Raw genomic sequence first — 25,790 nt, 5'->3', positions numbered from 1 at the left:
GAACACCGTGACAGGATGTTTTTTTGCTAGCACACTTGCATTTAAATTTTCAACCCGATAGTATCCGCAGCGTTAGTACCAAGCTGAAAGTCAATTCGGGCCGAACAAATCCCTCAGCAGCCTCTCAAATAGATGGCCGCGCTGATAAAACGGGATCGACCCCCAAGATGGTTTCCAGGTAAATCTTGTGCCGATACAGCCTTTGAACAAGCAAAGGGTATCGCGAAGTTTTTTACTCTGACCGAACCAACCTGCAAATTGATCAGGATCTTCACCCAGAGCACGGAACCTTAGCTCTTGTTGTGATTGCCTGCCCTCCTAAGTACCTACCTGCCAGCCCAAGCGCCACATACTTAATGCGCTCCAACTGGCGGCTTTGTTCCAGACAGGTTCTTCGTCCCGCCAAAATGGCCCGACGTCACTGGAACGTTTTAACGCAGCACGGATCATATCCGTGTCTTTTGTAGGAACACCTAATAACTATGAATACTCAAATCCAGACTCAGGATGCCATTCGCACCCTAACCAACGCTTTTGCTCCAATGAACTGCCTGATTATGGCCGCTCGCAAAGGCTGCTTCAGCTTCACCCTGGTCAACGAACACGGCATCGCCCGTCACAGCGAACGCCTGTACCCCGATCAATATTCCAGCGCAGAGCCTCTGCAAGCTGTGATCGAGCGTACTCGTCAGGCACTTATCGCCTAAGACCTGCAAGCGCTTACCCAACAAGCCCTGCCCGAACAGCAGGGCTTTTTGTTGGGCGTCATTTAAGAAATATCCGGCATCGCTTAAGCACTTGCGGATATATCGCTTACACCTAGAAGCTACAAACGATTTAAAAACAGAGCTTTACAACCGGAATATGACACTACACTTCAACTCAAGCGGCATAATCCGCTGCCGGCGCACCCTCACGATCCACAGCTGCCAAGCGCCTGGGTGCCACCGGCCATTTTAAAAAGCCATGGCTGCACGGGGATCGCGCCAGGGAGCTGAAGCTTTACGTGACTGCATCAAAGTTAACCTGAACAAACAAAAATACACTCTGGACGTTGAAGTTTTGTTGCCAGGCATTGCAGCCAGCCAACCTTTACGCCGACAGCACACCCGCAAGACCTGCTGTAACGCCAAGTAGTTGAGCTAAAAGGACGTTTGCACACTTTCAAGGATGTTGGGCGCGACTGCATGACCGTTCTCAACCAAGCAGCTTGAGATTTTTCAACCCTCTGCAAACCTGTAAATGATCGGAAAACGGTCGGATTGTCCTACAAAACATCGTTATCTTCTGCGATTTAGCCTATAGCGCTCTTACAAAAATGTTGGTAGCTTTCGTCCGGTGATCAAAAGGAGTTCTAATAATGAAAAAAGTAATGCTCAAGACCACACTTAGCCTCGCTGTCACTTTGGCTTCCAGCCAGATTTTCGCAAGCGGCTTCGCCCTCAACGAACAAAGCGTTAGCGGTATGGGGACCGGCTTCGCAGGTCGCTCATCTTCTGCTGACGATGCAAGTACCGTTTTCGGTAACCCTGCCGGTATGTCCCGCCTGAGCGGACAACAGGTCACTGGTGGTATCGCCGTGATCGACGCCACAACCGATATCAAAAATGCCAACGGTAATGCCAAAGGTACCAACAAAGGCGACATGGTCCCTTTCACCGGCGTGCCTATGGGCTTCTACACCAATAAGCTCAATGATCAGTGGGCCATCGGCTTCGGTGTTTATGCACCTTTCGGCCTGGCAACTGAGTACGAAAAAAGCTTCCAGGGCCGCGCCTTCGGTAGCACCAGCGACGTAAAAGTCGTGACCCTGCAGCCTACTGTCAGCTACGCCTTCAACGACCGCGTTTCGGTAGGTTTCGGCCCGACCATCAACCGCATCTCCGGCAAGCTTGAGTCGCAGCTTGCGCTGGTTCCGGGCACACCCGAAGCCAAAGTCAAAATCAAGGGTGACGACACCGCGCTGGGCTGGAACGCCGGTGTTCTGGTGCAGGCCACAGACACCACCCGTGTCGGTTTGACCTACCACTCCAAAGTGACCTACAAACTCAAGGGTCACACCGAAGTTGAAGCAGGCGCAGGCACTCCACCTCAGTTGCTGCAAAGCAACCGCTATGACGCTTCGCTGTCGATCGACACCCCGGAATCCTGGGACCTGTCCGTTACCCAAGACCTGTCTGATGCCTGGAAGGTCTATGCCGGTAGCACCTGGACCCGCTGGAGCCGCCTGAAAGACATCACCGTGCAGAACAAAGGCGTGACCATGGCCAACTCCGGTGCTGGTGGCGCTCAAGCATTCACGACCATCAAAGAAGAACAAAACTGGCACGACACCTGGGCTTACGCCATCGGTACGTCGTATCAGTTGAACAAGCAGTGGGTACTGCGTACGGGCCTGACCTGGGACCAATCGCCTACCAACAACCAAAACCGTTCGCCACGTATCCCAACGGGTGACCGTACGATCTTTAGCCTGGGTGCCGGTTACGCCGTCAACGAGAATCTGGTTATCGACGTGGCTTACTCTTACCTGAAAGAAGAGTCGGTCAAAGTTAACGATTCCAAAGGCATCAACAACTACAGCGCCAAGTACGAAAACAGCGCCAACGGCTTTGCTGTCGGTGCAACGTACAAGTTCTAAGCTTGCGAGTGCTTGACGCTCACGCGGCCTGAACTAAAAAGCCCCGCTCTCTTTACAGATGCGGGGCTTTTTTTTGTGTAGGAATCAGGACTTTGAGGCGATGGCTTTTTCTATAGCTTCAATCAACTCCGGGTTGTCCGGCTTGGTCAAGCTCGAGAAGCTGGCAATCACATTGCCTTTACGGTCCACCACGTACTTGTAGAAATTCCACTTGGGCGTGCTGCTTTGTTCAGCCAATACCTTGAACAGGTGCGTTGCATCGTCACCCCGCACTTTTTGCGGTTCGGTCATGGTGAAGGTCACACCGTAATTGACGTAGCAGACCTTGGCCGTCTCTTCGCCATCTTTGGCCTCTTGCTTGAAGTCATTGGACGGTACGCCGAGCACTTCCAGCCCCTGGCCCTTAAAGCGCTGGTTCAAGTCCTCCAGCCCTTTGAACTGGGGCGCAAAGCCGCAAAAACTGGCCGTGTTCACAATCAACAAAGGCTTGCCGGCAAACTGCTTGCACAGATCGATCGATTCTTTGGCCCGCAGCTTGGGCAATGAACCTTCAAGCAAAGACGGGCAATCAGCCGCCCAGACAGAACCCGCGCACGCCAACAACAGTACGGGCATCGCAATCCAGCGCTTTAGCATTGTTCGTGTCCTTTATAGAGGTGCAGGCACAGAACTTACTCGCCCCGGCACGGCACTAGCAAGTGCCCATGCCTAACTCCAGCAAGGCCAGGCCACCTTGATGCCAGCCCCACCAGCTCAGGGCCAGCAGCAAAAAGCCTGCACTGATGCCACCCAACCAAAGCCACAGTGAACTCACGCCATGCTCCCTTGTGCCTGCAAACGCGCAACCGGACGCTCACGCACCGGCCAGTTCAAGGCCGCTGCCAACAGACTGAGCACAATCGAGCCTTGCCAGATCAGGTCGTAACTGCCGGTTTGATCATAGACCACGCCGCCCAGCCAACCGCCCAGAAATGCGCCCAGTTGATGGAACAAAAAGACAATCCCGCCCAGCATCGACAAGTTACGCACGCCAAACATTGTGGCGACGGTGCCGTTGGTCAGCGGCACCGTCGAGAGCCACAAAAAGCCCATGGCCATGCCAAACAGGTAAGCGCTGAATTGCGACAGCGGCGCCCACAAAAACACCACGATCACCACGGCGCGCGCCAGGTACAACGCGGTCAGCAAGCGCGGTTTGGACATACGCCCGCCCAGCCATCCGGCGGTGTAAGTACCAAAAATATTAAACAGGCCAATCAGGGCCAATACCGTAGTGCCCACGGTGGCAGGCAAATGCTGATCGACCAGGTAGGCCGGCAAGTGGATGCCGATAAACACCACCTGAAACCCGCAGACAAAAAAACCAAACGCCAGCAGCCAGAAGCCCGAGTGAGTGCACGCCTCACGCAGCGCCTCCTTGAGCGTTTGCTCGCCGCCCAGACTCGGCGTTGGGCGGTCCTTGAGCATGCTCACCAACGGCACGATCATGGCCACCAGCAAACCCAGTACCAGCAAGGCGGACGACCAGCCAACCCAGCCGATCAGCCCCAGCGTGCCGGGCAGCATTGCAAACTGGCCAAAGGAGCCTGCCGCACTGGCGATCCCCATGCCCATGCTGCGTTTCTCGGGCGGCAAAGCACGGCCGACCACACCCAAAATGACCGAAAACGACGTGCCGGACAGGCCGATACCAATCAATAGGCCAGCACTCAACGACAGCGTCAGCAACGAGTCCGACATGCCCATCAGCACCAGCCCGACGGCATAGAGCACACCGCCGACGATCACCACTTTGGCGGCGCCAAAGCGATCGGCCAACGCACCGGTGAACGGTTGAGCCAGGCCCCAGATCAGGTTCTGCAAGGCAATGGCGAAGGCAAACACCTCTCGCCCCCAGCCGAACTGCGCACTCATGGGCGGCAAGAACAGACCAAAGCCGTGCCTGACCCCCAACGACAGCGCCAAAATCAACGCACTGCCCAGCAGTATCCACCCGCTCGTTCGCCACACCGATGTCATTGTTATTCTCCTGATGCGGGTATATACCCATTCTTATTCGTAAAACGGGTGCTAATCGACACCCGCCAGCTCATCCAATAACTGCAGCAACTGTTCGCGCCGGTCTTCTCCCAAACGCGCGACCAACCGCTGTTGTGCGGCCTCCCAGGCGGGCCAGGCGGCATTGAAGCGCCTCTCACCCTCTTCGGTCAGGCAGACCAGCCGATTACGGTGGTCCTCACCTTCAGACATCTTCACCAGGCCAGCGCCTTCCAGCACCCGCAGATTGCGCCCCAAAGTACTGCGATCCAGCCCCATGGCCTCGGCGAGGCTGGAAATACTCGGCTGGTCCAGTCGCTTGAGGTTGCTCATCAATGAAAACTGCGCAACGTTGATCCCGAAGCCATCCAGGGCCCCGTCGTAATGTCGGCTGATGCCCCGCGAAGCACGTCGCAGGTTGGTGCATAAACACTGGGTTGGTAACATTTTGTATGTATATACCCGCAATGAAGGAGAATCAAGATTTAAACAACACCGGGGGTCAATCTGCCACCAGCGCCAACCCCACTAAAACCAGTACTTCCAGCAGTTCCAGCAACGCACCCGCGGTATCGCCCGTGGTGCCGCCCAAGCGCTGCATCATCAGCCGGCGCAGCCACACAAAGCCCAACGCAGCCAGCAGTAAGGCCCACATCCCGGCAGTACCGGCCAACACAACACAGGCCACAGCACTGAGCCCCAGCACCCACCAACCCGATTTGCGCGGCAAGTAATCGGCCAAGGCCTGGCCCAAGCCGCCCGCCCGCACGTAAGGCGTGGTCAGAAACACCGCCAGCAACGCACTGCGGCCGATCAGCGGGGCGATCAACAAGACGGCCGTATGTTGCTGCTCGATCAACGCCAGCAAGGCACAGAACTTGAGCAACAACACCAGTACTAGCGTAACCACGGCGATCGGGCCGCTGCGCGGGTCTTTCATGATGGTCAGGGTGCGCTCGCGATCCCCAAAGCCGCCCAGCCAGGCATCCGCGCTGTCAGCCAGACCGTCCAGGTGCAGGCCACCACTGAGCAACACCCAGGCGCTCAGCAACAGCGCCGCATGCAACAGCAACGGCGCCCCGGCCAACAGGCCGTTCAGCGCCCACAACAGCACGCCAAACAACAGCCCGACCAGCGGGTAGAACAACAACGAACGCCCCAGCTCCTGGGGTTGCGGCATGCCGGGCAAGCGGATCGGCAAGCTGCTCAGAAACTGCAAGGCAATCCAGAACGGCAACATGCTCAGCGCCCCTCGCTCAAAACGCCGTGTGCGTCGACCTGCAACTCGAACAGCGCACCATTAACCACCTGAATGTTCAGCAACTGTTCACGGGGCAGACCACGGGCCTGCGCCAGCAGCAACTTCATCACCCCGCCGTGGCACACCACCAGCACCCGCTCCCCCGCGTGGGCCTGCTGCAAGCGCGTGACCGCCGCCAGCACCCGCTGCGAGAACTCAAGCACCGACTCGCCCTGAGGCGGGGTGAAACTGTAAGGGTTTGCCCAAAACAGGCCCAGTGCCTGCTCATCGGTTTGCATCAGTGCGGCGGCGCTCTGCCCTTCCCACTCGCCAAAATGCAGCTCTTGCAGGTCTTTGTCGAACGTCACCGGCAGCGCCAGTTGCCCGGCCAGTTCTTGGGCGAACAAAGCACAGCGCTGCAACGGCGAACTGACAATCCGGTCCCACGGGCCTTGGCCTTGAACGGCTGCGCGCATTTGCTCCCAGCCCACGGGCGTCAGCGCATCATCAAGGCTGCCGCGCAGCCCTCCGCCCAGCTCGGTTTCACCATGGCGCAGCAAGTCCAGGGTCACGCTCATGCCGGGCGATCCGCGACGGCTGCTTCCGCAAACGTTGCCATCTGCTCGTGCAGGTCACAGGCCAGACGCACCAACGGCACCGCCAATGCAGCGCCACTGCCTTCACCCAAACGCAAACCGAGGTCGAGCAACGGCTCAGCCTGCAAGCTTTGCAGGACACGGTGATGCCCGTGTTCAGCACCGCGATGGCCAAACACCAGCCATTCCCGGCACTCAGGGTTCAAGCGCACGGCAACCATGGCGGCAACGGTGCAAATAAATCCGTCGACCAACGCCACAATCCCGGCTTGCGCGCACGCCACATAGGCACCGGCCAGGGCCGCGATTTCAAAACCGCCCAAGCGGAACAAGGTTTGCAGCGGGTCGTCCAGGTAGCCGTCATGAAACGCCAGCGCTTGCTCAATCACCCGCGCCTTGTGGCTCACGCCCGCAGCATCCAGCCCGGTCCCCGGCCCGGTCAGCTCAGACGCCGGGCATTGCAGCAGCGCACTGGCCACGGCACTGGCCGAGGCCGTGTTGCCAATGCCCATCTCGCCACCCACGAACAACTCGCTGCCCTGCTCTTGTGCCCGCGCGACGCTGTCACGACCGGCCGCCAGGGCTTTCAAGCCCTGGGCATCAGACATCGCAGGGCTTGCGGCGAAATTGGCAGTGCCCGCGCCCAGCTGTAAATGTCGCACACCCGGCAAGTTGAGCATCGGCGTGACCGTGCCCAGATCGACGACGTCCAGGTGCGCGCCCAACTGACGGGCCAGCACGCTGATTGCCGCGCCACCGCTGACAAAGTTGGCCAGCATTTGCCCGGTCACTTCCTGCGGGTAAGCTGATACGCCCTCGGCGACCACACCATGATCACCGGCAAAAATCGCAATCCAGAGCTGATCGACACGGGGTTTCAAGCGCCCCTGCAACCCGGCCAACTGCACGGCCAGGGTTTCCAGTTGCGCCAGCGAACCCGCCGGTTTGGTCAACTGCTGCTGGCGTTCGGCCGCGGCCGCTTGCACCTCACGATCAACCGCTTTGCACGGGTTCAGCCACCACGGGGTATTCATAGCGCAGTTCCTTTCAATGTCAGGGGCAGGCCCGCCACGGTCAGTACGACTCGCTGGCAACGTTCGGCCAAGGCTTGATGCAACCAACCGGCTTCATCGACGTAACGGCGAGTCAATTCGCCCAGCGGCACGACACCCATTCCGGTTTCGTTGCTGACAAATACAATGTGCCCCGGCAATCCAGCCAGGCACTCCAGCAGCGCCTCACGCTCGGCGCTCAAGCGCTGCGGGTCTTCAAGCATCAGCAGATTGGTCAGCCACAAGGTCAGACAATCCACCAGCAGGCAGGTCTGTTCACCGGCGTTTTCACGCAGCACGCGGGCCAGCTCAATCGGCTCTTCGATCAAGCCCCACTGTGCGGGGCGACGCTCACGGTGCAGGCGAACCCGCTCGTTCATTTCGCCGTCCAGCGGCTGGCTGGTGGCGATGTAGATAACAGCGCAGCCAGAATCGGCCGCGAGCTTCTCGGCCAAGCGGCTTTTACCCGAACGGGCGCCACCCAAAATCAGTTGCTGCATGTTTAAAAACCTCAAAAATACCGCTTTTGATCTTGTGGGAGCGGGCTTGCTCGCGATGCAAGCGACGCGCTATTACTGGCAAACCAGGTCGATGCTATCGCGAGCAAGCCCGCTCCCACAGGATCCATGACGCATCAGATACCGCAAAGCTCGCGCAAGTACGCCGTGTCCAGGTGTTTTTCGACCAAATCAGCCAGGCGCTCGATATCGCGCTCGCGCAGGGCGTGGTAATCGACGTGTTGCACGTTCTGCAACCCGGCCCAGCGCAGCAAAGCGCCGCAGGCCTCAGGCGACTCGAACAGGCCGTGCAGGTACGTGCCGAGAATATGCCCGTCAGCACTCTGCGCGCCGTCACAACGGCCGTCATCCAGACGCACCGCCGGTTGCTCAAGCGCTACCCCCGTGGTGACTCCGGCGTGGATCTCGTAGCCGTTGACCTCGGCGTCTTCCAGCAACAAATGGCCGCGCACGTTGCGCAGTTGCTTCTCGGCGGCCAGTTCGGTGCTGAAGCCCAGCAAGCCGAAACCATCGCTCGAACCGGGCGCCCCTTCCAGCCCCAACGGGTCATGCACCTGCTCCCCGAGCATCTGCAAACCGCCGCAAATGCCCAGCACCTTGCCGCCGTAGCGCAGGTGGCGATTGATCGCCGTGTCCCAGCCATTGGCGCGCAAATACGCCAGGTCACTGCGTACGCTTTTTGAGCCCGGCAAGATGATTAAATCAGCCGGCGGGATCGCTTGCCCCGGCCCGACAAACTGCAAGTCCACTTGCGGGTGCAAGCGCAGCGGATCGAAGTCGGTGTGGTTGCTGATGCGCGGCAATACCGGCACCACCACTTTAAGCACATGCTCGACCTTGTCAGTCTGGCGCTGGTCGATGCCGTCTTCAGCCTCAAGGTGCAAATCCAGCACGTAGGGCAACACGCCAATCACCGGTTTGCCGGTGCGCTGTTCCAGCCAGTCGAGGCCCGGCTGCAGCAAGGCAATGTCACCGCGAAAACGGTTGATGATGAAGCCTTTGACCCGCGCCTGCTCGGTTTCGGAGAGTAATTCCAGGGTGCCGACTAAGTGCGCGAAAACGCCGCCCCGATTGATGTCGGCAATCAGCACCACCGGGCAATCCACCGCTTCGGCAAAGCCCATGTTGGCGATGTCACCGGCGCGCAAGTTGATCTCGGCCGGAGAGCCCGCGCCTTCAACCATGACCACCGGGTACGCGGCACTCAGCCGTTGATGCGAGGCCAGCACCGCTTGCATGGCGATGGCTTTGTAGTCGTGATACGCCACCGCGTTCATGGTGGTGACGGCGCGGCCATGAATAATCACCTGGGCGCCGGTGTCGCTGTTGGGCTTGAGCAACACCGGATTCATGTCGGTGTGCGGCGCCAAACCGGCGGCCTGCGCCTGTACAGCCTGGGCGCGGCCAATTTCGCCGCCTTCAGCGGTCACGGCACTGTTGAGCGCCATGTTCTGCGGCTTGAACGGTACCACGCGCACGCCCTCGCGGGTCAGCCAGCGGCACAACGCCGTGACCAGCGTGCTTTTGCCCGCATCGGAAGTGGTGCCTTGCACCATCAATGTACTCATGAAACGTCCTTGGTTCGTGCCTGGGTATAAGCCTGCAAAGCCTCTTGCAGCTTCAACCAGTCGGCTTCATCAGCAGGCAGGCCAAAACGCAAGCTGCTGTTGCTGGTAAACAGCCGCAGCAAAATCCCGCGCCGGGCCATAAAGTCGTAAAGCTGCTCGGCCTCTGGGGTGATCAGCCACTGGAACAAGGCGCAGCCGCCCTGCGGGAGCAAATCATGCTGGCCCAGCAGGTGCTGCAAGCGGGTGCTGGCCAACTCACTGCGCTCACGCTGAAGGGCGTGGCCTTGGGTGTCGCGCAGGCACGCTTGGCCGACAATCCGCGTCGGACCGCTGACGGCCCACGGGCCGACTTGCTCTGCCAGCAGTTTGAGCAATTTAAGTTCCGCCAGCACAAAGCCCAACCGCACCCCGGCCAGGCCGAAAAACTTGCCGAACGAACGCAGCACAATCAATCCGCTGCGCCCACTCTCGGCAGCCAGGCTCAACTCGGGGGTGTTGTCCATAAAGGCTTCGTCCACCACCAGCCAGCCGCCGCGCTGGGCCAGACGCGCGTGCCAGTCGAGCAAACGCTCGGGTGTCAGGCTCAAGCCCGTGGGGTTGTTAGGGTTGACCACCACCAACACATCGAGGGTGTCGAGGTAGGTGTCGACTTCCTGCTCCAGAACTTCACGCACGATGTAGCCGCTGCGGCGCCACGATTCGGCGTGTTCGGCGTAGCACGGTGACAGCACGCCGACCTTGCCACTGCGGCGCAGACGCGGCAGCAACTGGATCGCGCATTGCGAACCCGGCACCGGCAATACGTGGGGGGCGCCGTAATACTCGCAGGCCGCCTGCTCCAGTCCGTCATCGGTTTCGGGCAAACGCGCCCAGGCCCGCTCGGGGAGCGCCGGGATTGCAAAAGGCCAGGGCGCGAGGCCACTGGACAAGTCCAGCCATTGCGACTCGGCAATGCCGTAGTCGAGGGCCGCCTGACGCAAACGTCCACCATGCTCAAGCAAAGAACTCACTCCCCACGCACAAGATCAGTAACCACAACCACACACCGCGCTGCACCAACTGCCAGCCACGACCAATCGAATCGGCATCGGCGGGCACGCCTTCACCCAACTGCGGGCGCTCATGCACTTCACCGTGATAAATCGCTGCGCCACCCAACTCGACCCCCAGCGCACCGGCACCGGCCGCCATCACTGGCCCGGCATTGGGGCTGTCCCATTGCGGCGCCTGTTTGCGCCAGCAGGTCAACGCCAAGCGGGTTTTACCGAGCAAGGCGTAGGTCAGTGCCACCAACCGTGCAGGAATGTAGTTAAGCAGGTCGTCGATGCGCGCGGCAGCCCAACCAAAACGCTCGAAGCGCTCGTTGCGATAACCCCACATCGCGTCCAGGGTGTTGCTCAAACGGTAGAGCACCACGCCCGGCGCACCGGCAACGGCAAACCAGAACACTGCCGCGAACACCGCATCACTGCCGTTTTCGAGGACCGACTCGGTGGCGGCCCGGGCCACTTCGGTTGCATCCAGTTCGCTGGTTTGACGGCTGACCAGATAACCGACCCGCGTACGCGCCTCGTCCAGATCATTGGCGCGCAAGGCCTCGGCCACCGGCTGCACATGTTCACCGAGGCTGCGCATGCCCAGCGCGCAGTACAGCGCCAGTATCTCCACCAGCCAACCGATATAGGGCAACCATGACAAGGCCGTGGCCACAATCGTCAACGGCAACACCGCCAGTACCCAGGCGGTCACACCGTGGCTGCGCCAGCCACGGCCACCGGAATTGAAACGCTGTTCGATACGGTCAGCCATGCGGCCAAACGCAACCAGTGGATGCCAGCGTTTAGGCTCGCCGAGCAGCGCATCCAACGCCACACCGGCAACGCACAACAACGCCACACTCATGGCTTTACTCCCCAATAATTCTCGTACACCAACTCACTCAGCGGACGCGCCTGCGCCCACCCTTCCAGCACCAGCATCGGCGCCGGATAAAATTGCTCGACCGGCCCCAGACACAACACCGCCAGCGGTTTGGCCCCGGCAGGCAGGCCCAGCAGATCGGCCAGCGCCTGAGGCTCGAACAACGACACCCAGCCCATGCCCAGGCCTTCGACCCGCGCTGCCAGCCAGAGGTTTTGAATCGCGCAGGACAGCGACGCCATGTCCATTTCCGGCAATGTCCGACGGCCGAAAATGTGCTTTTCGCGATCATCCATCAACGCGGCCACCAGCACTTCGGCGCAGTCATTAATGCCTTCGACCTTGAGCGTCATGAACTCGTCGGAGCGCTCGCCCAAGGCTTCAGCGGTGCGTACCCGCTCGGCCTCGACCACGGTTTGAATCTTGCCGCGCAGCTCACGGTCGGTGATGCGGATAAACCGCCACGGCTGCATCAGGCCCACGCTCGGCGCCTGATGCGCGGCTTCGAGCAAGCGGGCCAACAACTCGGGCGCCACTTCACCACCGCTGAAGTGGCGCATATCTCGGCGCTCAGCAATGGCGCGGTAAACAGCGGCCTTTTCTTCAGGGCTAAATGCGTTGTCGCTCATGGCACCTTCACGGCGCACGGCGCGAACAACGCGGCAATGGCCTGGGGATTGGACGGAAAGTAAAAGTGCACATAAGACGCCGTCATACGCCCTTCGCGATACACCGCTTCGGCACCGCGCCCGCCATTGGGGCTAAGGCCCCGCGCAATGGGCTCAAGTTCGGTGCTGGTCAGCGAGTGATGATAGGTGTGACCCCGCAGCAGGCCTTCGGGCATTTCGACGGCTTGCAAGGCCAGCGCAGCCAGGCGCTTTTGCATCGTCGCCTCGCCCTTGAGCAAGCCCACCAGCGCTTCACGCTGGCCCTCGACATCGGTCAAGGCGTCGAGCAGATAAAGCATGCCGCCGCACTCGGCCAACAGCGGTTTGCCCGCGTGATGGTGGGCACGAATCGCTTCAAGCATCGAGGTATTGCGCGCAAGGGCCTGGTGATGGAGTTCCGGGTAACCGCCGGGCAAATACACACTGTCGGCTTGCGGCAGATGCGTGTCGCGTATCGGCGAGAAAAACACCAGTTCAGCGCCCATATCACGCAATAACGCCAGGCTCGCGCCATAGGTAAAGGCAAACGCTTCATCGCGCGCCACGGCAATCCGCACACCGGCCAGCAAGGGCTCAATGGCCACCGGCTCAGGCGCGGCGAATTCCACCGGCGGTGGCAGCGCTACCTCGCAGGTGCTGGCCAAGGCATTGGCGGCGGCGTCCAGACGCATATCGAGATCGTTCAACTCGCTGGCTTGCACCAGGCCCAAATGGCGGCTGGGCAGCTCGATCCCGGTTTCGCGGGACAACGCGCCGTACCAGCGCAAGCCTTCGGTCAGGCTGCCTTCCAGCAACTGCGCATGGCGCACAGTGCCCACCCGGTTGGCCAACACCCCGGCAAACGGCAGGTCCGGCTGATAGCGCGCCAGCCCCAACGCCAACGCGCCGAAGGTCTGGGCCATGGCCGTACCGTCAATCACACCCAATACCGGAACACCAAAATGACGGGCCAAATCGGCGCTGGACGGCGTGCCGTCAAACAGGCCCATGACCCCTTCGATGAGGATAAGGTCCGATTCACCCGCCGCTTCCCAGAGCAAGCGCCGGCTTTCGTCGGCGCCGACCATCCACAAGTCCACCTGATACACCGGCGCACCGCTGGCGCGCTCGAGGATCATGGGGTCGAGAAAATCGGGGCCACATTTAAAGACCCGCACCTTGCGCCCCTGATTGCGATGCAATCGGGCCAAGGCGGCGGTGACGGTGGTCTTGCCCTGACCGGAGGCCGGTGCGGCGATCAATACCGCCGGGCAATGACGCGACTCTCTCATGCTTCAACACTCACAATTCAATGCCTTTCTGGGCTTTGATACCGGCCTGGAAGGCATGTTTGATCACGCCCATTTCAGTCACGGTATCGGCCAGGTCAATCAGTTCAGGTTTAGCGCCGCGCCCGGTGACCAACACATGCTGCATCGGCGGGCGGGCTTGCAGATCGCTCAGCACTTGCTCCAGGTCGAGATAGCCGTGCTTGAGCGCAATGTTCAATTCATCCAGCACCACCAGGCCAATGGCCGGGTCGCGCAGCATCTCGCGGGAGACTTGCCAGGCGGCTTCGGCGGCGGCGATGTCACGCTGGCGGTCCTGAGTTTCCCAAGTAAAACCTTCACCCATCACGTGATAGCGCACTTGTTCAGGGAAGCGACGGAAAAAGATCTCTTCGCCAGTGCTGTTACGCCCCTTGATGAACTGCACCACGCCACACTGCAGGCCGTGGCCCATGGCCCGGGCCAGCATGCCGAAAGCCGAACTGCTCTTGCCTTTGCCGTTGCCGGTTAACACCAGCAGCAGGCCGCACTCATTCGGAGCGCTAGCAATGCGTTCGTCCATAATCGCTTTTTTGCGTTGCATGCGCGCCAGGTGACGTTCGTCGCGCTCGGGGGATTCATTCATGGCAGCTCTCCGTTGGGGCTAAAAAATGCAAACGGGAGGCGGGGGAATTCATTAACAATCGACACACCTTCGCCCGCCGCAAGGGTGCTGGATGGATCAGGCCGGTCTCCGGGCTCATGAGTGGGCGTTCCTGAACAAGGAACAACACCGGGCCACGCGCCTTCCCGTGCACTAAACACAGTGGCATTGAGCGTGAAGTTGACTCATTTACCGTTGCGGGGGCAGCGCCGGGATCAAAGCGGTTGTGTGGGTAAAACGCGCCCTCACCGGCTTCCCTGTTTCACTCTGCCAACCTGAGGTTGCAGAGCACCTGAAACACGCCGCGAAGGTTAGAGGGTTGGGGGTGGAGCGTCAATTAAAGGTGCCGGGCTGCGCAGCAAACAAACCCGTCGGCCTGAACCTTTGAACGGCTACGCTTCTCTATGACTACACGCCCACTGTTTTCATGGAGATCCACATGCTCAAGCGCCAGCACGCTGTTGTCATCGTTTTAGCGGCAGGGTTGGCTGCCTGCGGTGAAAGCTCGACCCTGCAAGTCACCGACGGCACAGGCCCCTCGCCTACTCTGCCGGCACCGAACAAAACGCTGATCCCCACCGTCAACATTGCCCCGGCAGTGGGCTGGGCGGAGGGCGCCAAGCCGGTTGCCGCGCAAGGTTTGCAGGTGCAAGCCTTTGCCGAAGGGCTCGATCACCCGCGCTGGCTCTATGTATTGCCCAATGGCGATGTGCTGGTGGCCGAGAGCAACGCACCAGCCAAGCCAGATGGCAGCCAGGGGCTGCGCGAGTGGATCGCCAGCAAGGTCATGGGCCGCGCCGGTGCAGGTGTGCCAAGCGCCAACCGCATCACTTTGTTGCGCGACACCAACCACGATGGCAAAGCCGACACCCGCACGGTGTTTCTCGAAAACTTGAACTCGCCCTTCGGCATGACCCTGGTGGGCAATGACCTGTACGTGGCGGATGCCGACAAGTTGCTGCGCTTCCCGTACCAACCGGGCGAAACCTCCATCAGCGCACAGCCGACCAAGATCATTGATTTGCCCAGCGGCCTGAACCACCACTGGACGAAAAACGTCATCGCCAGCCCCGACGGCAAAAAACTCTACGTGAGCGTCGGCTCGAACAGTAACGTCGGCGAAAACGGCATGGACATCGAAGAAGGGCGCGCAGCGATCTGGGAAGTCGACCCGGCCACCGGCAGCCACCGTATTTTTGCCTCAGGGCTGCGCAACCCCAACGGCATGGACTGGGAACCCAAGACCGGCAAACTGTGGACCGCAGTGAACGAGCGTGACGAAATCGGCAGCGATTTGGTGCCCGACTACATCACCTCAGTACAAGACGGCGGCTTCTATGGCTGGCCCTACAGCTACTACGGGCAACACGTCGACGTCCGGGTCAACCCGCAAAACGCCGAGTTGGTCGCCAAAGCCATTGCCCCCGACTATGCCGTCGGCCCGCACACCGCCTCGCTAGGCCTGGCCTTTGCGCAAAACAGCACACTGCCGAACTTTACCGATGGCGTGTTTATCGGCCAGCACGGCTCATGGAACCGCAAACCGCACAGTGGCTACAAAGTGATCTTCGTTCCGTTTGACGACGGCAAGCCCAACGGCATGCCCATTGACGTGCTAACCGGCTTCCTCAACTCCGATGAAAAAGCCATGGGCCGCCCGGTCGGGGTCGTCATTGATAAACAGGGGGACTTGCTGGTGGCCGATGATGTCGGCAACAAAGTGTGGCGGGTGTCGGGGGAGTAAACCTTTAAATCCTGTCACGACAGAACTATGCGCTTTTCGTAGGAGCTGCCGCAGGCTGCGATCTTTTGATCTCTAAACCCTAAAGATCGCAGCCTGCGGCAGCTCCTACGCAGGCTTCATCACATTAGAGAGATTAAGGCAACCGCGCCAAATGCTGCTCGGTTGGCAAGACGCGCTTGGCGTTCAGGTATGCTTTTTGCCAATAGGCTTTGCTGAGACTGTCCAGCTTGACTGTGCCGCCGGTGGCAGGCGCATGCACAAAACGGCCTTCACCGACGTAGATACCGGCATGGCTGACCTGGGTTCCACCATTAGTTGCGAAGAACAACAGGTCGCCGGTTTGCAGCTGGTCTTTGCCGACATTCTGCCCGCGCATTACGATCATTTCGCGGGTGGTGCGCGGCAACGAAATACCCGCCATGTCGTTGTAGACGTACTTGATCAAGCCGCTGCAATCAAAACCCGAGTCCGGTGTATTGCCGCCCCAGCGATACGGCGTGCCCACCAGGCCCAACGCACGAAACAGTACGTCTGCCGCCAACGGCGAGCCATCGTCGATCGGACTCGACGACACAACCGGTTTGACTTCAACGGGAGCAGGTGCAGGACGGTTAGCGCAGGCACTGAGCAGTGCGGCGAACGTGATGAGGGCAACGCGGGCCAGGGTCGACATAAACAGAACGTTCCTGATTCTGGATACGGCTACTGGGCCGCGAAACCCGAAGCCGCGACAGGGGATACCTTCGCGGCTTCAGGAATTTAACATTGCGACTGAATTCTAGCGCTTAGAAGCCAAACTTCAAGTAAGACTTTAACTTTACTTACGGGCCACTACGCTGGTCGGCGCCATGGCCAAAGCACGCTTGGCTTCAATAAAGGTCTTGTTCCAGTAGGTGTCGCCCAGGCTATCAATCCTTACACCACCGCTGCGGCGGCTGCTGGAGTGAATAAACTGGTCATCGCCCAGGTAAATGCCAGCGTGGCTGACACGTCCGCGACCATTGGTGCTGAAGAACAGCAGGTCACCCGGCTTGAGGTTGTTTCGCGCGACCAACGGTGCATTTACGTTGATCATTTCGCGGGTGGAGCGCGGCAATTGCATGCCCGCTTCCTCTTTGAACAGATAGCCGATAAAGCCACTGCAATCGAAACCAGCTTCAGAGGTGCCGCCAAAACGGTAACGGGTACCGATCAAGGACATTCCGCGCTCAAGAATGCTGTCAGCCAGGGCCGGCAGTTCGTAAGGCTTGCTGTTTTCGGAAAATTGAGCCAGTTCTTTTTCAGTGGCCAGTTCTTCCTGATAAAGAGCGGAAGACTGCGACGAAGATGACTTTTGAACCTGTGAATCGACAACTTGCTGGGACACTGGCGAGTGAGCAGCGCAGCCGAAAAGCAGGGTAACGAGTGCGAGAGGCACGAGGGGTGCGAAGCGCTTTAGCATGGGCACGACCGTGGCTGTAGGAAAAGTTACCGCGACTATGCCCTCTATGATCCTCATTTGCAAATTCAATCGAATTAAATGTGACTTAGTCGATTTCACGTGACATCTAAGGTTTTACACCCCTGACAATCGATTTTGCGTAGACGCATGTCTGACACGCAGGTTTTCTGGCGCCTGAATACTGCCTAAACCTTGTAGGAATGCGCTTTTACAGCAAAAGATCGCGAGGCAAGCTCGCTCCTGCATAAAAAGGGGATAGCGGGTATTTACCAGCCGAGGGTTTCTTTCAAGAAGGGAATGGTCAGCTTGCGTTGCGCCTGCAACGAGGCCTGATCGAGGCGCTCAAGCAATTCAAACAATGCGCTCATGCTGCGTGTACCGCGCGTGAGGATGAAATGCCCGACTTCGTCGGTCAGGTGCAGGCCGCGGCGCGAGGCGCGCAACTGCAAGGCACGCAGTTTGTCTTCATCAGACAAGGGGCGCATTTGAAAAATCAGCGCCAGGGTGAGGCGTGATTTAAGGTCGGCCAGCTTGATCGGCAATTCACGCGGCGAGGCCGAGGCGGCAATCAGCAAGCGACGCCCGCTGTCACGCAGGCGATTGAACAGGTGAAACAGAGCTTCTTCCCAATCAGCCCGACCGGCCACGGCCTGCAGGTCGTCCAGACACACCAGCTCGTATTGCTCAAGGTTGTCGAGGATCTCGATACCACGATCCAGCAACTCCGCCAGCGGCAAATACACCGCAGGCTCGCCCAGTTGCTCGAAACGCAAGCACGCTGCCTGCAACAAATGCGTGCGCCCTACGCCGTGCTTGCCCCACAGATAAATCAGGCTTTCTGTCCACCCGGCGTCGGCTTCGCACAGACGTTCGACGTAGCCGAGTGCAGCGGCATTGGCGCCTGGATAGTAATTGATGAAGGTAGCGTCATCTCGCAGACGCACACCTAGGGGCAGCTGAATCGGTTTCATGCTGACTGAACAGTTCAAACGAACCGTTAGTGGCCTCTGTGTAAAGTTTGCAAAGTTTATACCCGTGTAGCCGGGCGCACAATGTAACAGACCACGAGCAAAATCAAAGGTTTGCGTTAACGCATTGGATTGAATCAAGTTTTTCTGACAGACAAGCGCGCGCCCGGTCATAAAAAAAGGCCGGTTCATCGCCACATGAACCGGCCTCTCATTCATTCGCTCACCCGCCTACAACTCAGGTTCTTCATCACCTTTATAGGCCTGCGAATGTTTGTACAAATCGTGCATATGGCGCACCAGCACCATGATCACGGCCGCGACCGGCAAGGCCAGCAGTACACCGGTAAAGCCGAACAGCTCGCCGCCCGCCAGAATCGCAAAGATCACCGCCACAGGGTGCAGGCCGATGCGATCGCCCACCAACAGCGGCGTCAAGACCATGCCTTCCAGCGCCTGCCCGACCATAAACACCGCGACAATCCCCAGCATCGGGTACAGGTCACCGCCAAACTGGAACAGACCGGCAATCAGCGCAGCACCGATGCCAATGATAAAGCCCATGTACGGCACGATAGCCGCCAGGCCTGCCATCAAACCGATCAACAGCCCCAGCTCCAGGCCCAGCAGCATCAAGCCAGCCGAATAGATGATGCCCAAGGCGACCATCACCAAGAGCTGCCCGCGAACGAAAGCGCCGAGTACGTCGTGACATTCCTTGGCCAGCGACACGATCCGCTCTTCGCGATCGCGCGGCAGCAGGCCACGGATCTTGGACAACAAGACATCCCAGTCGCGCAGCAAGTAAAAAGCCACCACTGGAATCAGTACCAGGTTCGCCAAAAAGCCAAACAGCGCCAGGCTTGAAGCGGTGGCCTGGGACAGCACCACTCCGGCGATATCCCCGGCCTGCCCCATGTGCTCGGTAATGGTGGCTTTGATCTTGTTGAAGTTCCAGAAGCCATCCCCCAGACCGAACCGGGTTTGCACCCACGGCAAGGCGGTATTCTGCAACCAGTCCAGTACCTGTGGCGCCAACTGGTAAAGCTTCACCAACTGCTTGGCCAGCATCGGCACCAGCACCACCAGCAAGGTCACCAGAATGACTGTGAACAGGGTAAAGACCGTGATCGTGCCCCAGGTTCTGGACAGGCCGATTTTTTCGAGGCGATCAACCACCGGGTCGAACATGTAAGCAAGAACGATCGCAATCAGAAAAGGCGTCAGTATCGCGTGCAAGAAATACACGAATAGCACCGCGGCCAGCGCTACACCCCACCAAACCCACCGTCGCGAATCCCGCATAAATGCCTGTCCTTATATATAGAAGAGAAAAACCTACCAGCTAAAGCGCAACTGCGCCGCCTGAGGTGTAGCCGACGCCTGATCTGCAGGCACTTCATGCATTTGCGCCAACGCCAACTGCGAACGCAATTGCTCAGCACTGCCGTTGACCTGATAAACGATTCGGTTGCCGTCGACGCTCACCAACTGACCGCCAAACGGTTCAAGCAAGCGGCTCAATTGAGCATAGCGCTCCAGAGTCATGCCCTGTACTTCAAGCAACTGATCGGTCGACACGCCCGGCTTGACGGCGTAGCGCGGGGCTAGACGCTGGCTGACTTGCAGCATCACGTCATCCGCCAGTGCCGCCTGATCAGCGCCGGTTGCGCTGCCTTGCTCTTGTTGATCGCCGATCCACAGGCGCCATTTGGCCTGCCACTGGCCACTGTCTTCGTGGGCATGCACGGCCAGCAGCGCGTCTGCGCCGTAACGCTCGGACGCCTCTTTCAGCGGCGCCGGATTAGAACCTTCAAGATTTTCGGCGGTGCCCACCAATTGCTCGCTCAAGTCAGCCAGCGGCAAACGCAATGGCAAACCACGGTGTTGGGCGGCGCGGCGCAAGGGTTCGGCAACGGATTGACCGTCACCCACCAGGCTGGAGCCGTCCACCGAATCGTTCAGCCACCAACCTAGCAAGGCCGGGCGGTTGCTGCCCCACAGTGACAAACCGGCCTGGCGCAAGGCGCGGTCGGTGCTCACCGGGTCGAAATCCACTTGCAGGGACTCGGGCGGGCCTGCGTCATAGCCATACTGGCTGATGATTTGCTGAGGGTCTTTGCGAATAGGCTCCAGCGCCGGGTTCTGCACCGCCTTGGCGTCCCCCGTCAGGCGCAACACCAGGGTTTCCAGGGCTTTTTGCGTAGCTTGCGCGCGCTCATCAGGCGACTGACTGGTGACCGGCTCACGCACTTGATACAGGCCCGTCAGGATTTCGGCATGACTCGCCAGGCTGAAAAAAGACAAACAGCCCACAGCTATTAATTGATGAAAACGCATGAAAGATTCCCAACGGCAAAAAAGGGCATTAAAAGGCCGTATAAATACACTCGATAACACCTCAGACAGGCGCGCAGCCAAATCATTCAGGTGCAGATCGCAGATTTCACACGGTCATAAAAAATCAGAATTTAGCGGATATACCTTATACAGCGTCGCGCCAAGCAGCCAGTACGACTAAAAAAGGTTTTTTTCGACAGATATAACCCTGCCTGTCGGCCCGAGGATGGCCGCTGCCCTTCAAGCCTGATAAAATCGCGCGCCTTCGCAGACCGGCGACAGCCGGGCACTCTGCAAATGCTCTGTTTCAAACCCTGAGCACTTGCAAGCAGGCCCGCTGAGATCGGTCGATACCCCCGAATCCCCCCTAAAGGCCTGGATTATGAGCAAGCAACCCTCCCTGAGCTACAAGGACGCCGGTGTAGACATCGACGCCGGTGAAGCATTGGTCGAACGCATCAAGAGCGTAGCCAAGCGCACTGCGCGCCCTGAAGTGATGGGCGGCCTCGGCGGTTTTGGCGCCCTCTGCGAAATCCCGGCCGGTTACAAGCAACCTGTTCTGGTTTCCGGCACCGACGGTGTGGGCACCAAGCTGCGTCTGGCGCTGAACCTGAACAAGCACGACAGCATCGGCATCGACCTGGTCGCCATGTGCGTTAACGACTTGATCGTGTCCGGCGCAGAGCCCCTGTTCTTCCTCGACTACTACGCCACCGGCAAGCTCAACGTAGAAACCGCAACCCAAGTGGTTACCGGTATCGGCGCTGGCTGCGAATTGTCCGGTTGCTCGCTGGTAGGCGGCGAAACCGCAGAAATGCCTGGCATGTACGAAGGCGAAGATTACGACTTGGCCGGCTTCTGTGTTGGCGTGGTCGAGAAAGCCGAGATCATCGACGGTTCCAAAGTGGCCACCGGCGACGCCCTGCTCGCCCTGCCTTCTTCGGGCCCGCACTCTAACGGTTACTCGCTGATCCGCAAGATCATCGAAGTGTCCGGTGCCGACATCGAAAACACCCAGCTCGACGGTCAGCCGCTGACCGACCTGCTGATGGCGCCGACCCGTATCTACGTCAAGCCGCTGCTCAAGCTGATCAAAGACACTGGCGTAGTTAAAGCCATGGCCCACATCACCGGTGGTGGCCTGCTCGACAACATCCCGCGCGTGCTGCCAAAAGGCGCTCAAGCGGTGGTTGACGTGGCCAGCTGGCAGCGCCCTGCAGTCTTCAACTGGCTGCAAGAAAAAGGCAACGTGAACGAAACCGAAATGCACCGCGTGCTGAACTGTGGCGTGGGCATGGTGATCTGCGTGGCTCAGGCTGACGTTGACACCGCGCTGAACGTGCTGCGTGAAGCGGGCGAGCAACCTTGGGTGATCGGCCACATCGCCACGGCCGCCGAAGGTGCGCCGCAAGTTGAGCTGCAAAACCTCAAGGCGCACTAATGCCCGATACCTGTGATGTAGTGGTGCTGCTTTCCGGCACCGGCAGCAACTTGCAAGCTTTGATCGACAGCTGTGCGAACACGGACAGCCCGGTCAGAATCCGCGCGGTGATCTCCAACCGCGCAGACGCCTACGGCCTGCAACGCGCCAAAGACGCGGGTATCGACACCCGCGTACTGGATCACACAGCATTCGAGGGCCGCGAGGCCTTCGATGCTGCACTGATCGACGTCATTGATACGTTCAACCCGCAACTGGTAGTCCTGGCCGGATTCATGCGCATCCTCAGCGCAGGCTTCGTGCGTCACTATCAGGGCCGCCTGCTCAACATCCACCCTTCCTTGCTGCCTAAATATAAAGGCCTGCACACGCATCAGCGTGCGCTGGAAGCTGGTGACAGCGAGCATGGCTGCAGCGTGCACTTTGTCACCGAGGAACTCGATGGCGGGCCTCTGGTCGTACAAGCAATCATTGCGGTAGAGTCCGATGACTCGCCGCACAGTCTGGCGCAACGGGTTCACGCCCAGGAGCACCGGATTTACCCGCTTGCAGTGCGCTGGTTTGCCGAAGGTCGCTTGTCTCTTGACGAGCGAGGCGCATTATTAGACGGTCAATTACTCGCGGCCAGCGGCCACTTGATACGAATCTAGGAGACATTATGCGTCGTGCCCTGCTCCTCGCCTTGAGCCTGCTGGCTGTCCCAGCAGTGCAAGCGGCTGAACTTCATCCTTTCCAGGCCAGCTACACGGCCGACTGGAAACAGTTACCCATGAGCGGTTCTGCCGAGCGCAGTCTGGTCAAGAACGACAACGGCACCTGGACCTTGAACTTCAAGGCCTCGATGATGATCGCCAGCCTGTCGGAATCCAGCACCTTCGCGTTCAAGAACGACAGCCTGATCCCTCAGTCCTACCGTTTCGAACGTGGCGGCCTGGGCAAAGCCAAGAACATAAACCTGGACTTTGACTGGACCACCAACATGGTCACCGGCACGTTCAACAAAGACCCGGTCAAGGTGACATTGCTCAGCGGCATGCTCGACAAGTCCACTTACCAACTGGCGTTGCAGCGCGATGTCGTGGCGGGCAAAAAGAGCATGAGCTACCAGGTCGTTGACGAAGATGGCGTAGACACCTACGACTTCCGCGTCATAGGCCCGGAAGTGGTCGAAACCAAGGCGGGCAAGGTAGACGCCATCAAGGTTGAGCGCGTACGCGACCCGACACTGGACCAGAACCAGAACAAGCGCATCACCGAAATGTGGTTCGCCAAGAGCTGGGACGGTTTGCTGGTCAAACTGCGTCAGGTTGAAAAAGACGGCAAGGAATACAACATCATGCTGCAAGACGGCACGGTGGACGGCAAAGCCGTCAAAGGCAGCTGAGGCGCGACATGCCTTAAGCAGCACGCTTCAAGAAAACCTCGCTCCGGCGAGGTTTTTTCGTTTCTGGGTCCGCGCAACAAACAGGCCACTGTAGTCGCTGACGAGGTACGAAGGCTGCGATCGGCTGCGTGCAGCCGTAAAACCATCCACCTCGGGATTCTTGGGTACATATCCATTGCTGCAGCAACGGATATGTACATAAAAGCCTCTCTAATCAAGAGCAACCCTCACCCTAGCCCTCTCCCGAAGGAGAGGGAACCGATTGGGGGATGCTGAAGATACTCGCTGTCCTGTTTGCTGTGCGACAGCGCGGCGTCGTAGACGGGGCGGCAACGCCTACAGGGGATTGGAGTGATTCGCAGAACCTTTAACATGAAACTTTTGTCATAAAACTATTGGCAAAATCCGTAAACACCGCGTCGCACAAGGGCTGCAGCGTTTTGCGCTTTTTTCCAAGATGACAGAGAGACAATTAGCTATTTACTTAGGAAGCTAACAAATTCTATAAAGAAGTCCTGCGACGTCTTGCCGCAGGTCCTTATCAGAATTTGGAGCAAGCAGATGACTATCACAGTAACTGAACGCGACGATTCACGTATGTTCCACCAGCTTGTAGCCCATGGCGTACACCTGTGGGATGTTCATCAGGAAAACATCTTGGTTGGCATGTTTCACCGCGAGAGCGACGCTCATAACTACAAAGCCGAGCTGGAAAAGCTTGAAGCGCAGAAACTCAAAGCCTGAACCACGGCAACGACAGTCTTGAAAAACACAAACCCCGCCGAAGCGGGGTTTGTTTATTGCCTTGCAGGAGCGAGCTTGCTCGCGATCTTTTGATCTTTACCACATCAGATCGTCAGGGATCTGGTACGCCGCGTACGGATCATCTTCTTCCGGCGTTTTCGACTCGACCAGCACGTTCAACTGAACGATACGGCGCGGGTCGCGCTCCTGGATCTTCAGCGCGGCCTCACGCGGGATCACTTCGTAGCCGCCCTGGTGCTGCACAATCGCCAATGAGCCATTGGCCAGCTTGTTGCGCATCAAGGTGTTGACCGACAGGCGCTTGACCTTCTTGTCATCCACGAAGTTGTAGTAGTCCTCGGTGTTCAGCTTGGGCAGGCGCGACACTTCGATCAATTGCTTGATCTGTGCAGCGCGGGCTTTTTGCTCGGCCTTTTCTTGCTGCTGACGATTGAGTTCTTGATCACGCTTGATCTTCTCGGCCTTGGCTTCAGCCGCCAGGCGCTGCTGCGTGTCATCCAGCTCGATCTGGCCTTTATGGGCCAGACGCTGCTGCTTTTGCTTTTCTTTGCCGGCCTGCTTGGCCTGCTTCTCGTTGACCAATCCGGCTTTGAGCAACTGGTCGCGTAGGGAAATGCTCATTGTCTTACTCACTTAGGCAAACTCAGCCGCAGCTGGGCAAATTCTTTTCCTGGCGCTTGGCTTCACCCCACAGGGCGTCCAGGTCTTCAAGGGTGCAATCTTCAATGGGACGCAGGGTATCGCGCAATGCCTGCTCGATAAACCGGAAACGTCGGTCAAATTTGGCATTTGCACCGCGCAAGGCGGTTTCCGGGTCAACTTTTAGATGCCGCGCCAGATTCACTACCGAAAACAGCAAGTCGCCCACTTCATCGTGGATCGCCGCCGAGTCGTTATCCGCCATGGCCTCCAGCACTTCGTCCAGCTCTTCACGCACCTTGTCCAGCACCGGCAAGGCGCCGGGCCAGTCAAAGCCGACCTGAGCCGCACGCTTTTGCAACTTGGCCGCACGGGACAACGCAGGCAGCGCCACCGGCACATCATCAAGCAACGACAACTGCTGCGGCGTGGCAGACTTCTCTGCGCGCTCTTCGGCCTTGATTTCGTCCCAGCGCTCCTTGACCTGCGCTTCGCTCAAGCGCGGCACGTCCAGCGGCGCGTACAGGTCGCCGGTGGGGAACACATGGGGATGGCGGCGGATCAATTTGCGGGTAATGCTGTCGATCACCCCGGCAAACTCAAAGCGCCCTTCTTCGCGGGCCAACTGGCTGTAATACACCACCTGGAACAGCAAATCGCCCAATTCGCCCTGCAAGTGCTCAAAGTCACCGCGCTCGATGGCATCGGCCACTTCGTATGCTTCTTCGAGGGTATAAGGCACGATCGTCGCGTAGGTTTGTTTGATATCCCACGGGCAGCCGAACTGCGGGTCGCGCAGGCGGGCCATGAGGTTTAGCAAGTCGTCGAGGGTGTACATCATTAATCCTTGTGCAGAACGATGTAGGAGCGAGCTTGCCTCGCGATCTTTTAAAGGTCAAAAGATCGCGAGGCAAGCT

28 protein-coding genes and 1 riboswitch are annotated in these 25,790 nt (G+C 58.9%); of the genes, 7 read left to right on the top strand and 21 right to left on the bottom strand.

Annotation, left to right across the window (positions count from 1 at the left end; translation table 11 throughout):
- Positions 1 to 482: 482 nt before the first annotated feature.
- Positions 483 to 707, top strand: a complete 225-nt coding sequence (locus AAEZ03_RS15455) for a hypothetical protein (protein ID WP_055101665.1) — start codon at positions 483 to 485, stop codon at positions 705 to 707.
- 653 nt (positions 708 to 1,360) lie between these two features.
- Positions 1,361 to 2,641, top strand: a complete 1,281-nt coding sequence (locus tag AAEZ03_RS15450; RefSeq protein ID WP_262124324.1) for an OmpP1/FadL family transporter — start codon at positions 1,361 to 1,363, stop codon at positions 2,639 to 2,641.
- An 84-nt stretch (positions 2,642 to 2,725) separates the two neighbouring features.
- On the opposite strand, the gene AAEZ03_RS15445 is transcribed toward AAEZ03_RS15450, so the two are convergent.
- The 14 genes from AAEZ03_RS15445 to cobO form a co-directional block, all read right to left on the bottom strand.
- Positions 2,726 to 3,277 (bottom strand): glutathione peroxidase, encoded by a 552-nt coding sequence (locus AAEZ03_RS15445; RefSeq protein WP_262124325.1) that lies wholly within the window; start codon positions 3,275 to 3,277, stop codon positions 2,726 to 2,728.
- A gap of 55 nt (positions 3,278 to 3,332) precedes the next feature.
- Positions 3,333 to 3,455, bottom strand: a complete 123-nt coding sequence (locus tag AAEZ03_RS15440) for a hypothetical protein (protein WP_256677239.1) — start codon at positions 3,453 to 3,455, stop codon at positions 3,333 to 3,335.
- Entirely contained in the window at positions 3,452 to 4,660 is a 1,209-nt protein-coding gene (locus AAEZ03_RS15435; protein WP_502947929.1) for an MFS transporter, read from the bottom strand. The genes AAEZ03_RS15440 and AAEZ03_RS15435 overlap by 4 nt, the downstream gene beginning before the upstream one ends.
- 51 nt (positions 4,661 to 4,711) lie before the next feature.
- Positions 4,712 to 5,125, bottom strand: coding sequence for a MarR family winged helix-turn-helix transcriptional regulator (locus tag AAEZ03_RS15430; protein WP_048369773.1), 414 nt, complete (start codon positions 5,123 to 5,125; stop codon positions 4,712 to 4,714).
- A gap of 55 nt (positions 5,126 to 5,180) precedes the next feature.
- On the bottom strand, positions 5,181 to 5,918 hold the full coding sequence (locus AAEZ03_RS15425) for an adenosylcobinamide-GDP ribazoletransferase (RefSeq protein ID WP_282364189.1): 738 nt from the start codon (positions 5,916 to 5,918) through the stop codon (positions 5,181 to 5,183).
- Positions 5,919 to 5,920: 2 nt separating this feature from the next.
- Positions 5,921 to 6,496, bottom strand: a complete 576-nt coding sequence (locus AAEZ03_RS15420; protein WP_350579743.1) for a histidine phosphatase family protein — start codon at positions 6,494 to 6,496, stop codon at positions 5,921 to 5,923.
- Positions 6,493 to 7,548, bottom strand: a complete 1,056-nt coding sequence (gene cobT / locus AAEZ03_RS15415; protein WP_350579741.1) for a nicotinate-nucleotide--dimethylbenzimidazole phosphoribosyltransferase — start codon at positions 7,546 to 7,548, stop codon at positions 6,493 to 6,495. The genes AAEZ03_RS15420 and cobT overlap by 4 nt, the downstream gene beginning before the upstream one ends.
- Positions 7,545 to 8,066: a bifunctional adenosylcobinamide kinase/adenosylcobinamide-phosphate guanylyltransferase gene (cobU, locus tag AAEZ03_RS15410; RefSeq protein WP_350579738.1), complete on the bottom strand. Its 522-nt coding sequence runs from the start codon at positions 8,064 to 8,066 to the stop codon at positions 7,545 to 7,547. The genes cobT and cobU overlap by 4 nt, the downstream gene beginning before the upstream one ends.
- A 134-nt stretch (positions 8,067 to 8,200) precedes the next feature.
- Complete coding sequence (locus AAEZ03_RS15405; protein WP_350579737.1) at positions 8,201 to 9,652, bottom strand: cobyric acid synthase; 1,452 nt, start codon at positions 9,650 to 9,652, stop codon at positions 8,201 to 8,203.
- Positions 9,649 to 10,653: a threonine-phosphate decarboxylase CobD gene (gene cobD, locus AAEZ03_RS15400; protein WP_350579768.1), complete on the bottom strand. Its 1,005-nt coding sequence runs from the start codon at positions 10,651 to 10,653 to the stop codon at positions 9,649 to 9,651. Before cobD ends, AAEZ03_RS15405 begins: the two co-directional genes overlap by 4 nt.
- A complete protein-coding gene (cbiB, locus tag AAEZ03_RS15395; protein WP_282364850.1) occupies positions 10,646 to 11,554 on the bottom strand; it encodes an adenosylcobinamide-phosphate synthase CbiB in 909 nt (302 codons plus the stop codon). Before cbiB ends, cobD begins: the two co-directional genes overlap by 8 nt.
- Positions 11,551 to 12,201 (bottom strand): 5,6-dimethylbenzimidazole synthase, encoded by a 651-nt coding sequence (bluB, locus tag AAEZ03_RS15390; RefSeq protein WP_048369756.1) that lies wholly within the window; start codon positions 12,199 to 12,201, stop codon positions 11,551 to 11,553. Before bluB ends, cbiB begins: the two co-directional genes overlap by 4 nt.
- Positions 12,198 to 13,511 carry a cobyrinic acid a,c-diamide synthase CobB gene (locus AAEZ03_RS15385; protein ID WP_153338255.1) on the bottom strand — a complete coding sequence of 438 codons (1,314 nt, stop codon included), beginning with the start codon at positions 13,509 to 13,511 and terminating at the stop codon, positions 12,198 to 12,200. The genes bluB and AAEZ03_RS15385 overlap by 4 nt, the downstream gene beginning before the upstream one ends.
- Before the next feature lie 10 nt (positions 13,512 to 13,521).
- On the bottom strand, positions 13,522 to 14,133 hold the full coding sequence (gene cobO, locus AAEZ03_RS15380; RefSeq protein WP_048386786.1) for a cob(I)yrinic acid a,c-diamide adenosyltransferase: 612 nt from the start codon (positions 14,131 to 14,133) through the stop codon (positions 13,522 to 13,524).
- A gap of 82 nt (positions 14,134 to 14,215) precedes the next feature.
- Positions 14,216 to 14,462, bottom strand: a riboswitch (cobalamin riboswitch).
- Between the two features lie 128 nt (positions 14,463 to 14,590).
- Here cobO and AAEZ03_RS15375 point away from each other — a divergent pair.
- Positions 14,591 to 15,895, top strand: a complete 1,305-nt coding sequence (locus tag AAEZ03_RS15375) for a PQQ-dependent sugar dehydrogenase (RefSeq protein WP_350579733.1) — start codon at positions 14,591 to 14,593, stop codon at positions 15,893 to 15,895.
- A gap of 133 nt (positions 15,896 to 16,028) precedes the next feature.
- Here AAEZ03_RS15375 and AAEZ03_RS15370 read toward each other — a convergent pair whose 3' ends face one another.
- From AAEZ03_RS15370 to AAEZ03_RS15350, 5 genes are all read right to left on the bottom strand, one after another.
- A complete protein-coding gene (locus AAEZ03_RS15370; RefSeq protein ID WP_048369748.1) occupies positions 16,029 to 16,568 on the bottom strand; it encodes a C40 family peptidase in 540 nt (179 codons plus the stop codon).
- Positions 16,569 to 16,712: 144 nt separating this feature from the next.
- The gene (locus AAEZ03_RS15365) at positions 16,713 to 17,336 is read right to left on the bottom strand and encodes a C40 family peptidase (RefSeq protein ID WP_048369747.1); all 624 of its coding nucleotides are present in this window, start codon (positions 17,334 to 17,336) and stop codon (positions 16,713 to 16,715) included.
- 266 nt (positions 17,337 to 17,602) lie between these two features.
- Entirely contained in the window at positions 17,603 to 18,307 is a 705-nt protein-coding gene (gene hda, locus AAEZ03_RS15360; protein WP_048369745.1) for a DnaA regulatory inactivator Hda, read from the bottom strand.
- 228 nt (positions 18,308 to 18,535) lie between these two features.
- On the bottom strand, positions 18,536 to 19,609 hold the full coding sequence (locus AAEZ03_RS15355; RefSeq protein ID WP_048369743.1) for an AI-2E family transporter: 1,074 nt from the start codon (positions 19,607 to 19,609) through the stop codon (positions 18,536 to 18,538).
- 33 nt (positions 19,610 to 19,642) lie between these two features.
- Positions 19,643 to 20,644 carry a DUF2066 domain-containing protein gene (locus AAEZ03_RS15350; protein WP_048369741.1) on the bottom strand — a complete coding sequence of 334 codons (1,002 nt, stop codon included), beginning with the start codon at positions 20,642 to 20,644 and terminating at the stop codon, positions 19,643 to 19,645.
- 382 nt (positions 20,645 to 21,026) lie between these two features.
- On the opposite strand from AAEZ03_RS15350, the gene purM reads away from it, so the two are divergent.
- From purM to AAEZ03_RS15330, 4 genes are all read left to right on the top strand, one after another.
- Positions 21,027 to 22,085 carry a phosphoribosylformylglycinamidine cyclo-ligase gene (gene purM, locus AAEZ03_RS15345; protein ID WP_350579729.1) on the top strand — a complete coding sequence of 353 codons (1,059 nt, stop codon included), beginning with the start codon at positions 21,027 to 21,029 and terminating at the stop codon, positions 22,083 to 22,085.
- Positions 22,085 to 22,735 carry a phosphoribosylglycinamide formyltransferase gene (purN, locus tag AAEZ03_RS15340; RefSeq protein WP_350579727.1) on the top strand — a complete coding sequence of 217 codons (651 nt, stop codon included), beginning with the start codon at positions 22,085 to 22,087 and terminating at the stop codon, positions 22,733 to 22,735. Before purM ends, purN begins: the two co-directional genes overlap by 1 nt.
- 8 nt (positions 22,736 to 22,743) lie before the next feature.
- Positions 22,744 to 23,469: a DUF3108 domain-containing protein gene (locus AAEZ03_RS15335; RefSeq protein WP_153332475.1), complete on the top strand. Its 726-nt coding sequence runs from the start codon at positions 22,744 to 22,746 to the stop codon at positions 23,467 to 23,469.
- 561 nt (positions 23,470 to 24,030) lie between these two features.
- Positions 24,031 to 24,213: a hypothetical protein gene (locus AAEZ03_RS15330; protein WP_048369733.1), complete on the top strand. Its 183-nt coding sequence runs from the start codon at positions 24,031 to 24,033 to the stop codon at positions 24,211 to 24,213.
- A 96-nt stretch (positions 24,214 to 24,309) separates the two neighbouring features.
- Here AAEZ03_RS15330 and AAEZ03_RS15325 read toward each other — a convergent pair whose 3' ends face one another.
- Positions 24,310 to 24,855 (bottom strand): DUF2058 domain-containing protein, encoded by a 546-nt coding sequence (locus AAEZ03_RS15325; protein WP_048369732.1) that lies wholly within the window; start codon positions 24,853 to 24,855, stop codon positions 24,310 to 24,312.
- 22 nt (positions 24,856 to 24,877) lie between these two features.
- Positions 24,878 to 25,711: a nucleoside triphosphate pyrophosphohydrolase gene (gene mazG, locus AAEZ03_RS15320; protein WP_350579723.1), complete on the bottom strand. Its 834-nt coding sequence runs from the start codon at positions 25,709 to 25,711 to the stop codon at positions 24,878 to 24,880.
- Between the last annotated feature and the right edge of the window lie 79 nt (positions 25,712 to 25,790).

Source organism: Pseudomonas sp. HY2-MNA-CIBAN-0224, from assembly GCF_040310285.1.
In the GTDB taxonomy this organism is placed as follows: Bacteria; Pseudomonadota; Gammaproteobacteria; order Pseudomonadales; family Pseudomonadaceae; genus Aquipseudomonas; species Aquipseudomonas helleri.
The sequence above is the reverse complement of the archived record's forward strand: the minus strand, read 5'-3'. Positions and strand labels throughout refer to the sequence as shown.